This is a genomic window from Lysinibacillus sp. NPDC096382 (genome assembly GCF_044762845.1).
Classification (GTDB): Bacteria; Bacillota; Bacilli; order Bacillales_A; family Planococcaceae; genus Lysinibacillus.
Window position 1 is genome coordinate 73,032 of record NZ_JBIWFC010000018.1, and the last position, 12,308, is coordinate 85,339.

At 37.4% G+C, this 12,308-nt stretch carries 14 protein-coding genes; 5 read left to right on the forward strand and 9 right to left on the reverse strand.

Annotated features, from left to right (window positions below; translation table 11 throughout):
* The first annotated feature begins 496 nt into the window (after positions 1-496).
* Positions 497-1,183 (forward strand): adenine nucleotide alpha hydrolase family protein, encoded by a 687-nt coding sequence (locus ACIQZA_RS20265; RefSeq protein ID WP_142509623.1) that lies wholly within the window; start codon positions 497-499, stop codon positions 1,181-1,183.
* A 37-nt stretch (positions 1,184-1,220) separates the two neighbouring features.
* Here ACIQZA_RS20265 and ACIQZA_RS20270 read toward each other — a convergent pair whose 3' ends face one another.
* Complete coding sequence (locus tag ACIQZA_RS20270; RefSeq protein WP_400939773.1) at positions 1,221-2,426, reverse strand: MFS transporter; 1,206 nt, start codon at positions 2,424-2,426, stop codon at positions 1,221-1,223.
* A gap of 117 nt (positions 2,427-2,543) precedes the next feature.
* On the opposite strand from ACIQZA_RS20270, the gene ACIQZA_RS20275 reads away from it, so the two are divergent.
* Entirely contained in the window at positions 2,544-3,269 is a 726-nt protein-coding gene (locus tag ACIQZA_RS20275; protein WP_402883555.1) for a DUF421 domain-containing protein, read from the forward strand.
* An 18-nt stretch (positions 3,270-3,287) separates the two neighbouring features.
* Here the strand turns inward: ACIQZA_RS20275 and ACIQZA_RS20280 are convergent, their stop codons facing one another.
* Complete coding sequence (locus ACIQZA_RS20280; protein ID WP_403009961.1) at positions 3,288-3,992, reverse strand: CBS domain-containing protein; 705 nt, start codon at positions 3,990-3,992, stop codon at positions 3,288-3,290.
* A 338-nt stretch (positions 3,993-4,330) separates the two neighbouring features.
* On the opposite strand from ACIQZA_RS20280, the gene ACIQZA_RS20285 reads away from it, so the two are divergent.
* Positions 4,331-4,633, forward strand: a complete 303-nt coding sequence (locus ACIQZA_RS20285; protein ID WP_402883553.1) for a hypothetical protein — start codon at positions 4,331-4,333, stop codon at positions 4,631-4,633.
* A gap of 205 nt (positions 4,634-4,838) precedes the next feature.
* Here ACIQZA_RS20285 and ACIQZA_RS20290 read toward each other — a convergent pair whose 3' ends face one another.
* The 6 genes from ACIQZA_RS20290 to ACIQZA_RS20315 all read right to left on the reverse strand — a co-directional run bounded on the left by ACIQZA_RS20290 (position 4,839) and on the right by ACIQZA_RS20315 (position 10,214).
* Positions 4,839-5,621, reverse strand: coding sequence for an ABC transporter permease (locus ACIQZA_RS20290; RefSeq protein ID WP_402883551.1), 783 nt, complete (start codon positions 5,619-5,621; stop codon positions 4,839-4,841).
* Positions 5,618-6,511: an ABC transporter ATP-binding protein gene (locus ACIQZA_RS20295; protein WP_402883549.1), complete on the reverse strand. Its 894-nt coding sequence runs from the start codon at positions 6,509-6,511 to the stop codon at positions 5,618-5,620. Before ACIQZA_RS20295 ends, ACIQZA_RS20290 begins: the two co-directional genes overlap by 4 nt.
* Complete coding sequence (locus ACIQZA_RS20300; RefSeq protein ID WP_142509628.1) at positions 6,508-6,711, reverse strand: PLD nuclease N-terminal domain-containing protein; 204 nt, start codon at positions 6,709-6,711, stop codon at positions 6,508-6,510. Before ACIQZA_RS20300 ends, ACIQZA_RS20295 begins: the two co-directional genes overlap by 4 nt.
* A gap of 249 nt (positions 6,712-6,960) precedes the next feature.
* The gene (locus ACIQZA_RS20305) at positions 6,961-8,646 is read right to left on the reverse strand and encodes a hypothetical protein (protein WP_402883548.1); all 1,686 of its coding nucleotides are present in this window, start codon (positions 8,644-8,646) and stop codon (positions 6,961-6,963) included.
* A gap of 168 nt (positions 8,647-8,814) precedes the next feature.
* On the reverse strand, positions 8,815-9,246 hold the full coding sequence (locus ACIQZA_RS20310) for a protein-tyrosine phosphatase family protein (RefSeq protein WP_402883547.1): 432 nt from the start codon (positions 9,244-9,246) through the stop codon (positions 8,815-8,817).
* A 20-nt stretch (positions 9,247-9,266) separates the two neighbouring features.
* Positions 9,267-10,214: a carbohydrate kinase family protein gene (locus tag ACIQZA_RS20315; protein ID WP_402883545.1), complete on the reverse strand. Its 948-nt coding sequence runs from the start codon at positions 10,212-10,214 to the stop codon at positions 9,267-9,269.
* A 371-nt stretch (positions 10,215-10,585) separates the two neighbouring features.
* Between ACIQZA_RS20315 and ACIQZA_RS20320 the strand changes: the two genes are divergently transcribed.
* Positions 10,586-11,149 (forward strand): GNAT family N-acetyltransferase, encoded by a 564-nt coding sequence (locus tag ACIQZA_RS20320; RefSeq protein WP_402883543.1) that lies wholly within the window; start codon positions 10,586-10,588, stop codon positions 11,147-11,149.
* Positions 11,150-11,167: 18 nt separating this feature from the next.
* On the forward strand, positions 11,168-12,085 hold the full coding sequence (locus ACIQZA_RS20325; RefSeq protein ID WP_400939749.1) for an EamA family transporter: 918 nt from the start codon (positions 11,168-11,170) through the stop codon (positions 12,083-12,085).
* A gap of 73 nt (positions 12,086-12,158) precedes the next feature.
* On the opposite strand, the gene ACIQZA_RS20330 is transcribed toward ACIQZA_RS20325, so the two are convergent.
* Positions 12,159-12,308 carry an S-layer homology domain-containing protein gene (locus ACIQZA_RS20330; RefSeq protein ID WP_400939892.1) on the reverse strand — a complete coding sequence of 50 codons (150 nt, stop codon included), beginning with the start codon at positions 12,306-12,308 and terminating at the stop codon, positions 12,159-12,161.

Below are 12,308 nucleotides of genomic sequence, written 5' to 3' on the forward strand. Positions count from 1 at the left end.
ATGGTAAAGATCTAGCTCATTCAACATAGCACATATTTTATACAGGGAGAAGCTCTGGTGATTACACTGCATCAAACAAGGGGAATCTTTCAGGCTATGAACTTTATCTACTGAGAAGCCTAAATACCAATAGCGTATTGCCTTAGAAAATGGCATGACTTTTTGAGAGATAATATGTACACACTATCCATGTCACTATGGTGTACCAAGTCACTTGACTAACTAATTAACTAACTGCATAATAGTGTGGCATATAGAAGCAATTGGCTTAAATGCACGGAATGCATAATTCAAATAACTGTAAAGTATAGAGATAACCCTGTTTCCTCAAGGTTTTCCCAATATATTATCATTAACTTTTATACGTTTTTTAGTATACAATATAAATGAGCATAATGCACTGTATCAGTATCGATTTTCGCTGTTTTAGGCTATTTTTTTCAAAATCGACTGTAGAAATGACAAAATAACGACAAGATAAGAGGTGTTAATTTTTATGAAGCATGTAAAAGGGCGTTTAGATGAAAGTATATTAGTTTGTGTCTACTATGGGCTTAACGGTGAGCGATTAATACGACGTGGTCATAAAATGGCTACAATGTTAGATTGTCCGCTCTATATTCTTTCGGTCGATTCGCAACCCCTTGATGCATTTGATGCAGAGAAATCTAGCTACATTGAGCAATGGAAAAAGTTATCTGATGAGCTTGAAATTGAAAAGTTCATATTACAAGATAATGAGAAGCGCCCCATCCAAAAGGTTATTGCAGAAGTGGCAAAAAATTACGGAATTTCCCAAATTATAGTAGGCCAAAGTGCACAAAGTCGCTGGGAAGAGATTACAAAGGGTTCCTTCTTAAACGTCTTACTAAAAGAGGTTCCTTTCGTTGATTTTCACATTGTAGCTGTCCAACGTCCAACTGACGACGATGCGAACGATACATACGAAAAAGGTGTACGTGCTTATTTAATCCAAGAACACGAAGATTTTAAAGTAGCATTTACATGTCCTAAATATGTATCAATTGAAGGTATATTTTTCAAAGAGATTGGCACTGACTTTGATAATGGTATTTTTAAATTCACTTACAACGATAAAATGCATGAAGTTCACATATCAGAGGGCTATGTACTAGATATAGAAAAACTTCCAGCTGAATTTTTATCTCCATTACGCCAATAATAAAAACGCGTTTCTCAAACTTGAGAACGCGTTTATTTTACGCCGCCGAAGCTGGCTTATCCTTAGGTAAGAAAAATGCTACTAGTAACAATAAAGGTAGCAAAGATACAACCATCATCGTAAAATCAATACCCCTGTGATCCATTAATACACCAATTACCATCGCACCGATTGCGCCCATTCCGAAAGCAAAACCAGTTGTTAAACCAGCCATTGTACCAATTTTTGTTGGAACAAGCTCCTGTGCGTAGACAACTGTTACTGAGAAGCTAATCATAATGAGTGTACCGATAATCACTAAAAATATCATTGCTGCCCATAACGGTACATAAGGTAATGCCAAACAAAATGGCATCGGCACAACAACGGACAGTAAAATAACGTTTTTTCTACCAACTCGATCTGATAATGAACCTCCGAAAAATGTGCCAACGACGCCAAAGGCCATAAAGGTGAAAATTAATATTTGTCCAAGACGAAGACTAACATCATAATGATCCATTAAATAAAACACATAAAAACTTGTAATATTAGTTGTATAAAATGATCTCGCAAAAATAATCGTAAATAGTAACGTCAACGCAATGCCTACTTGTTTCTTTGTTAATGGGGGTAAGTTAGAAACTAATACTCGTTTTTTCTTTGCCATACGTTCTTGCTCCAACTGCTTTTTATACCACTTTGCAATTTTACTTAATAGTAGAATACCAATTGCTGCCACTACTAAGACAATTGCGGCACCACGTTGTCCAAAAACAGCAAAAATATAAGCACTAATTAGTGGTGCGAGTGCTTGCCCAGAGTTACCTCCAACTTGATAAATCGATTGAGCAAGTCCTCTTTTTGAGCCTGCTGCCATAAATGAAACACGTGAACCCTCAGGATGGAAAATAGCTGAGCCAAACCCTAAAAATAATACTGCAATAATAATTATCCAATATTGTGATGTGAACGCTATAATAGCAATGCCTATGAATGAGCTTGCCATACCAATCGGTAGTGCGTAAGGCATCGGCTTTTTATCGCTAGCAAAACCAACAATTGGCTGTAAAGCAGAAGCAAACATATTTAATGCGAACGAAATAAGACCTATTTGTGTGAAAGTTAGCCCTAAATCACTCTTCAATATCGGGAACATCGCTGGAATAACTGCTTGCATCGTATCATTGATAAGATGGGCAAGAGCTATTGCAATCATAATTGGATAGACTGGATTATTTAAATTTTCTATTTTCTTATTCATGTCGCCACCTACTTCCAATTTTATTCAATCTCCATTTATAAGAGATCGTCGCATACTATTAACCTTTTTGCACAAGCTATTCATTGAAATAGCAGTTTTAAGGGAGTTGATTTATGTATGAATATAGACGAATTTTTTAAAGCTGATTTTTGGGAAATGATACTTAGGTCCACACTTTCCTTCTTTGCGTTACTCATCGTAACCCGACTACTAGGAAAAAAACAGCTTGGACAGCTTACATTCTTCCACTATACAACAGGTATCACATTCGGTTCCATTGCATCAGAAATAGCAGCACAGGCTGAGACACCCTTTTTAGATGGACTCATTGCCCTCATTTGGTGGAGCGTTTTAACATATTTAATGACCATCATTACCATTAAATCTAAAAAAGCTCGTGTAATTGTTGATGACAAGCCAACAATCCTTATTCAAAATGGAATTATTTTAGAGTCTGCCTTAAAGAAAAATCGTTTGCATATGGATGAATTAGCGATGATGCTAAGGGAACAAGCCGTATTCTCTGTACAAGATGTACAATATGCGTTACTTGAAACTACGGGTAAACTAAGTGTGCTACCAAGGCCTGCTGAACAACCAGCTACAAAACAAGATGTAAAGGCCGATGTCACACCACCAACCTATATACCAACAGAAGTAGCTTCAGATGGGAAAGTTATTTATGAAAACTTAGTTGAACTTGAATTGACTGAAGATTGGCTTATGAAAAAGCTGAAAAAGCAAAACGTCCAATCCGTAGAAGATGTTTATTTTGCTCAAGTTCAAGGAAACGGTTCCTTATATGTAAGCTTAAAGGATAAAGCAAGACGGTCAAGCTCTTAACAGCTTGTCTCGTCTTGCTTAATCTATTTTTACAATATCTAATGGTGTAACAATGCCGATTAATTTTTGATGTGGTTTGCCATGCTCCGTTATTAATAAAGCTTCAAAGCGACGTCCCCGTTCCACACCTTGTTTAAAAATATCTTCGGCCTCGTAAATGGTTATGTATCTACTCACAAATTTATAATTCACCCTATTTTTTTCATGCATCAAAATATCATGTAAAGACGGAATCTTCTTAGGTATTTGATCGCCTCCCATCATCGTAGCTAGCCAATTTGTAATTCCTACTGTCGTCACAAGCCCTTTAAATTGATCTTTATGATATACGGGAAACTGTGTAAATTTACGATGACGTATAACTTTTAAGACATGTTTTAATGAATCTCTTTCCTGAAAAACTAATACTTTTTTATGAAACATTTGGCCAACAAGTGTTGGCTTAGCAAGTGTTGCATCTATATATTCAATTCTTTCCACAACATCTATATGTGGTTCAGCGATGACATACTCTAATGATATGCGATGATGAACAATTGCATTTCGTAAATCTGCATACGAGCGTAAATCGTCTTCGTATTTACGAACTAGTACTTCCTTCTTCTTCGCTTGATCGATAAGACGATAAAAGGGCATAAAGTCCTTTGCGCCAACAATATCTCTTAACCTATGATCTATCCGATTAAACGCTGTAAGAAAGCGATCGGAATTTTCTGTAGCCAATTTTTCCACATCCTCCTACTTATATTTTCATATTTTCCGAGTTATTTGACAAATTCTGTTTCATAGCTCCATTATATTCCTAAGTTATGGATATTCCAAGATAAGTGATTACATCATATAGCCTTGTAGCCGACAAATGTATTTTATTTAAGCTACTTTTTGGCAGTGTCTAAACACCCGCTAAAAGAAGATAAAGTTGAAGGAATTGAGAAGAAATTATAATGCAGATCAAATTCAGTGCAACGCATTATTAAACGAATGATGGAAAAAGTAGAGGAAGAATACAAAGGTGATGATTCCTTTTTTAGAAATATGCAGGAAATAAAGACGGCATTTTTTTGATGCTTGGCTTAGATGTTATTTTTGATCCAATTGCAAATGCATTAAATAATCACTCTGCTAGATTAGTAATGACAATTGTGAGGGCGATATTATTTGTCGGAAGTTGGCTAGTACCAAAGAAAAAAACATCGGGATCTCTTAAGCCGAAATCGTTTAGTATAGGAGCAATGATTGCTTTAGGATTTACGACTTCTCTTTTAGAAGTGGCAACAGCTTTACCCTATTTCGCAGCAATAGGTATTTTAAACGAGCAATCATTTAGCCTTTTACGAATAGTTGCCCATTATAGCCGGATATAACCTAATAATGATCACGCAAGCCTACCTATTACTCGGCTTACACATACTGTTCAAACGCTCGTTCTTATTTTGCTGATGCATGGTCGTATGATTTAAAAAATAATATAGTAAAAATCCGCTATAGTTTTTCATCGATAGCGCCGCTGGTTTTAGTGCTCGTGCCCTATCTTAAAAGTTTACGCGGATTTTCACCTCAATACTTCCTTTAAATTTTCGTCATCGATGCGTTTTTCTTCATTGTCCAAATTCCTATACTCATACAGATTATGGTGATAACTAATGTAATAGATAGGCTCCACCAATAATCCGACATCTCCATCGTGCCCCTCATTAATTGAACACCATATACCGGTAATTTCCAAGGTGATATTGTCCAAAATGCCCCAACTAAAGCATCCAATATTTGCCCAATAAATATGACAGCAAATGCACATGCTGTTGCAACCACTGTTTTAAAAGTTGCACTCATCATTAATGTCAAAGCTATCACAAAGAGCAACCAAGAAAAATACGTAAAAAGGCTTGCCATAAGTGTCCCTATCTCAAATGTCCCATAAAGTACAACCGTATAGTATACGCTCGCGGTAAAACCAGCTAAAATACTAACAAGGCCAACAGTACTCATGACGATAAATTTACTCATAAAATAAGCGCCGAACGATATTGGACGGACATACAATAAAGTAGCCATTCCACTTGCTCTTTCTTTACTTATGGCTCCTACGAAAGTAGCCATTAATACGAGTAAACCTATCGTTTTAAACTGTCCAATGGAAGCTTGTAATAGGTCCACTGGCATTAATTCTGGCATCAACATTTCAAAGCCTTCTGGTACGTTACCAACAGCATTTAAAATATCCATCATATAATAGTTCGTCAGTGGATCGCTCATCCCGAGCAAAGCAAATACAAGAGGTATCCATAAAAACTTCCAGCTTCGCCACGCTTCTCTGAATTCCTTTTGAAGAAGTACAGTAAATCCTCTCATATCTTTCTCGCCACCTTCATGAAAATCTCTTCAAGCGATGCTGTTTGACGCTCTACTTTTCGTATTTTATAAGGACAACTACTCAAATGTTGAAGCAGCCCCTGCATACTTGGTTGTTCATCAATAATTTCTATATATACATGACCGCCCTTAGCTTTTCCTATAAGTTCAGATTGACTGGCAAAAAGTTGTGCTTCTTTTTCGGTGCTAAATTCTACAACATAATTTGATTCTTCGAAACGTTGTCGAACTTCACGTAATGTCCCCTGCTCTACTAGCTTGCCATCACGTAAAAACAGTAATTGATCTGTCATCTCTTCAGCATCATTTAAAATATGTGTCGAATATAAAATCGTTGTTTCTTGCTGTAAGCCCTTCAATAAATCAAGAACTTCCCTACGACCTACTGGATCCAATGCAGACACAGGTTCATCTAATAACAGTAATTTAGGCTTATGAACAATAGCCTGGGAAATGCCAAGCCGTTGCTTCATGCCACCAGAAAACGTGGAAATTTTCTTATTCAAATCATTACCAAGACCTACAAACTCAAGTGTTTTTTGGGCTTCTGCTTGTGCTTTTTTTGCGGGCATACCATTTAGCTTTGCTGCCATTTCAGTAAACTCTAACGCACTTAACCAAGGATGGAATTGCGGATATTGTGGCAAGAAACCAATATTAGCTCTTAAATCACCATCTAGCATTTTTACACTTCCGGAGGTTGGTTTTAATAAACCTGTTAGCATCAATAATGTCGTTGTTTTGCCAGCGCCATTAGGTCCAATTAAAGCTGTCGATGTATTTTTTTCTAAAGAGAACTCAATCCCATCCACAACTACTTTTTCTGCAAATTGCTTTGTAAGTCCTGTTACCTGAAGTAATATCGTCATGATTGTTTTCTCCCAACTATAAAGTACGCAATCGATCCAATAATATTTGTAAAAATAATAAGAAACGCCCATAAAACTTTAGGCCCATTTGTTGCATGGACTTTGCGTAAATCAACTAAAGCTACAATCATTAAAATAAATTGAACCACTATTAGTGGTGCTATGACTGCCCACGGAACTTTCGCTAATTCCTCCATCATATAGATTCACCTCATCTTTGTTATATTATCACTATAACAAAATCTGTTCTAAAGTGTATAGCACAAATTTATGTATCTGCTGTTAAAAATAATCCGGCTAAGCACTTTCTCGGGGCGTCCAATGAGTCGCATCGCTTGTGCTACAAGATCTCATCCGTGACGCTGATCCCCAAGGAGTCACTTAGCCTTCACTCTGATCAATTTAACAAATATCATCTATATGTTTCTTCCACCTAAATCGGGTATGCATTAATTTGAAGCAAAACCGTTAGAACCATCGACTGCTAACGCCATAGCTAAAGCATAGAATGTGCGACGTGCTCCAGCACAGTTTGGAGATTCTTTATCAGTAGTAGTTAGGTCTGTAGCCGAGCTAACAGTCCCATCTGTATTTGAAGCATCGGCTAATATATCTAAGCGAGCTAAATCCCAAAGACCTGAACGACCGTGTGATGGGAAGGCATTTTGACCATGTAATGCTCGACCAACTTCAAGTTGGAGTTTAATTGCTTCCCCGATTTTATTATTAATACTTGTAAATCCTTGACCTGCGAATCCAGGATAAACATTGAACAATCCGACCATGGCTTGATTGATCCCCTCGCCCTTATTAGGTATTTGCCATGGATTTTTAATCAACTCGGATGAACCTAACATTGCGTTTTCTGGAATGTACATACCCCAATATTTAGCTTGGCTAAACGAATTATTCATTAAAGTGTTTTTGATAATTGAATAGTTTGTAAATATATCTTGGTAAGTATTAATCATCTGAACTACCATAATTCCAGAATCTGAATCAGAATTTGGAACAAGATTGTACCATGATGAAACTGTTGGATTTTCAATCAAGCTTGCAAAGATTTGTAAGAATGTTATTGCAAATGTATTATATGCCGGAGAATCAAATCGAGATCGCAGCATATTATTCGTTAAGTTCACTTCGGAATATCCATGAACCGGAAGAACTCTTTTAGCAGTTAATGCATCGTTAAATGGCTCTTGTTGGAAACGCCCTTTAGCATCATTAGCAACTAACGTATTTGAACCCCAATGAGTATAGCTAAGAACATCTCTGATTGCATTTTTTAAGTTATATGCAGGATTTAATGAAGCTCCAGTTTTATTCACTTTTACATCATAAACATGTGCCGCCATCCATAATGCAATTGTATTTAGCGATTCGTTAAGAATAAATCGCTCGTTTTTAGTGTTGAAATAGGAATGGTGATCTATATAATCTCTATCACTTGTTCCTGGTTGAATACCAGCAAAAGAAACTTGTCCTGAGCTATCAAGAACTGTTGGCATCTCTAAGTATTTTTTTTGAGGATCTGTGGATAAATCTGCGGTAGTTATCCAGTATCCTATTTGACCCGAATATGGTCCAGTAGCAAAACGGTACGCTTTTTCTGAGTCATTATATGTCCAAGCAGACGGAGTCCGATGATACATTAACGCATAGTTTTCTTTATAACTTAATACTTCATTAGCAAAATAGTCTCGGTATCGCACTAACAACTCATCTACATTAGAAAGTGATACATCGCTTTGAGATTCATCCAACTTCTTAAGCATCGCTACACCAAGATAAATAAAGCCTGCTAATGGATTGATTGACGGGAAATTATATGTTCTTTTCAAAAGTTTAGGAATAACAGCATTAACCATTTCTTTGTAAACTGCATCACGCTCTCCAACCAATGCCTTTTGTTGAGCGAACTGTGCACAGAACATCATTAATTGCCCAACACCTTGTTGATATGTGGAAGCATCACTTGTACCATTTAATAAATGATTCTGGAAAAATTTCCGCACTCGTGGATATCGACCTTTATCCTTCTTATAGGGATGGTTTACAGATACCTGCTCGTTAGACAATAGAAAAGCTTCAGTAAAGGCTTGAGCCTCTTGTAAGGGTGTAAATGTAGTCAATCGATTCACTCCTAAATTTGTATTTTTAACTTACAAACATAAAAGTGAATTATATTTTCAAAAATAAACCAATTTGTTAATTTTGATTTTTTGATAAAAATGTATAATTCACTAACTAAAAAAAGAAGATGTACCAAAGTTGAAAAAACTATTGGTTCATCTTCTTTTTTATTTGTATAGCTTCTGCAAAGCATCTGCCATTTTTGGACGAATTGTTACTTGTGGACGGGCTTTCTTTACCGCCCCTTCCGCTTCCTCTAGAGAATTGGCCATGCCAAGCTCCATTAATACAGCAGTGGCAGCCACTCCTGCGCGACCTCCCCCGCTTCCGCAATGGAAGTACACTTTTTGTCCATTCTCATAGGCAGAAACAATTTCTTTCGCAACTTTTTCAATTGATGGTGCAACTTCTATGTCCTCATCTGCAATTGGCATATGCTTGTACGCATATGAAGCCGCTTCTTGCTCCTCTTTAGATAAGCCATTTACTCGAACATCAATCACGATATCAACCGTTTCTTGTTCAAAAGCTAAATCTGCATCTTTCGCACCGCCAAAGAATAATCGATCCTTCACTAATACATCGTAATTTTTCTCCATTGTATGCACGCTCCAAACGACTATTTAAGTAAATGTTTAATATCATCATAAAATGGAAGAGCTGTTAATGCCCCTGCTTTAGTGGCTGCTAAAGCACCCAGCTTATTGCCAAAGCTTACACAACGAACAAGTTCCTCTTCCGTTGTAGGTAAACCATTGTAATGAACATCGCGTAATACACCAGCCATAAATGCATCTCCAGCACCTGTAGTATCTACTGGCACAACCTTTTCTGTCGGTACATGGCTAACCTCACCATTTAATACCGCATATGTGCCATTTTCCCCTACTGTTACTAAAATAATGGGCACTAAATAACTGTTTAATTGCTCAATGCCCTCTTCCAAGCTAGTTGTTTCTGTTAGGAAAAATAATTCTTCATCAGTAACCTTTAAAATATCTACGTGCTCAAAAAATGACGTGATCGTTTCACGGCAAATCTGCTCACTGCTCCAGCGTAGAGGGCGAATATTCGCGTCCATTGCGATAATTGCCCCTTTTTCCTTTGCCATCTCTACAGCAGCACGTGTAGTATCAAGGGCTGTAGGATGGAACATTGTACCTGAGCACACAGTTAAAGCAGATGCATGTTTAAAAGCTGCTTCATTTAATTGGGTTGCTTCTACTTGTAAATCTGGCGTCTCATCGACATAATCCTTAAAAATTCGCTCACATGCTTCCGTTAAATGTACATAGACACCGCTAACACGCTTCGCAGGGTTAAATACCGCATAATCCAGGCTTACCCCTTCTTGTGCAAGGCCATCTCGAACAAACTGAGATCCTTCGTCATCTCCTGTGATCGTAATTAATGCAGATGGAGCACCGATACGGCTAATTCCCGCAGCAACATTTACCGTTGCACCACCCATATATTTAGTAAAAGATGTATTTGTTACATCATCAGCGATATAGTCAATAAAAGCATCTCCATAAACTAAAATATAATCCTTATCTTCCTTTGTCATTGTTGTCCTCCCGAAACTCTAGTCATTATAGATTAACATGAAAATCGATGTCGTATAAAGTTTTAAACTTTCGGAATAATAATCAACTATGCCTTGGCATAATTGCGTCTGGAATCGGCTTTGTGCTTAGGCCTGCACGATGCAGGTCAGTTAGCCATTATCGCATGGATGCGATGGTTTTAGGCTAACATCCCCTAAGAACTTCTTTCCGATTCCGTGACATCCGCCGGAGGCTTTAACTTCTTTCGGCGGGTGTTTGGCACCCGCCGAAAGAAGTTAATGATGCCATCAGAATATCACCATTTACTCAAAAACTTGAGTCATCCTCTATCTTTGTTATACTTGCCTATAGAAAGGTAGGGATTTTGACAATGAGTATTACAATTCGACAAGCGCAACCACAGGATGCCCATGCCGTTGTACCATTAATTATTGATGCGATTGGTGATATTGCAAACCGTTTAACAGGTGAACAAACAGCGAAAGCCGTTGAACAAGAACTTACTGTACTATTCAAACGTGAGGACAATCGACATTCCTATTTAAATACTTTTGTTGCTGCCCTGAATGGGCAAGTATTAGGAACTCTTGTTTACTATAATGGTGTCGAAGCCATTCATATGGATGCAAATCTCGTAAAATGGCTTGAAGAGAAAAATGCGCCTTCTATCATCATCGATAAAGAGGCTCATGAAGATGAATATTATATTGATACTATTTGTGTAGCACCAGAAGCTCGTGGTAAAGGAATAGGAACATTATTACTGCAATTTGCCGTAGAGGAAACACAAAAACGAGGCTATACAAAATTATCATTAAATGTTGAAACGGAAAAAGAGGACGCTCGTCGCCTTTATGAACGCATGGGCTTTGTCATTACAGAGCCATGGTCCATAATTGATGAACCATTTCATCATATGGTAAAGCAATTTTAGGAAGTGAAACAAAAAAACATGAAGAAAAATTTATTATATCCTCTTTTAATTGTCATTGCTTCTAGTAGCTACGGTGTACTATCGACAATTGTCAAAGTAGCTATGCAGCATGGCTTTACAACAGGAGAGGCAGTATCAAGTCAATATATTATTGGCTTTATGCTTGTTGCAACAATTTTTATAGTGACACAAAGACAATTGCCGAAGCTTTCTAAAAAGGGACTGCTTATTTTGGTGTGCGCCGGGATATTTACCGGAACTACAGGAATTATATACGGCGAATCATTAAAGTATCTACCAGCTTCTCTTGCAGTAGTAATGCTCTTCCAATTCACGTGGATCGGCTTATTAATAGATTGCGCCCTTCATAAACGCTTTCCAAGTCGGACTGAAGTGATTTCCATCATTGTATTATTTGCTGGAACGATTTTAGCCGCTGGCGTACTAAATGTAGATTTAAGCGATATTCCTATTCAAGGCTGGCTACTAGGTTTTGCTGCTGCCTTTACTTTTGCTTGCTTTATTCAATTTAACTCTCGTCATGTGGAGGGTATTACAACGACATCACGCGTGTTGATTGTTTCTTTTGTCGCCCTTATCATTATTGGTATTTTCCTAAACCCTGAAGTTCTTTGGAACGGCAAATTATTCGCCGGGGGGTTATGGAAATTTGGACTAGCACTGGGGCTATTCGGTATTATTTTGCCAATTTATTTATTCTCTATAGCTGTTCCGAAAGTGGGAGGAGCTCTTGCCTCTATTTTAAGTGCTATGGAGTTGCCCGTTGCCGTAACCGTTTCAGTTATTGTTCTCCATGAGCCATTAACTTCTTTACAAATAGCGGGTATTATTTTAGTTATTTTAGGTATGATGCTACCGACAATACTTTCGCAGCGACGACAAAAGGGAAAATCTTTAGAGCCTGTCAGTAAGTAAATACTTTAATCTAAATTAGAAAGGGAGATGGATCATTTTTTTGATACATCTCCCTTAATTTAAGTATGAACTTTTATAAACCAAGCGCTCGATACATGAACACTGTAAATTGTGCACGTGTTACGTTTTCATTTGGTCTAAAATTGCCGTTTTCATCACCTAGTGCAATGTTATGGTCCGCTAGTGCGGCAATATTTTCACTCGTCCAGTATGATGGATCGAT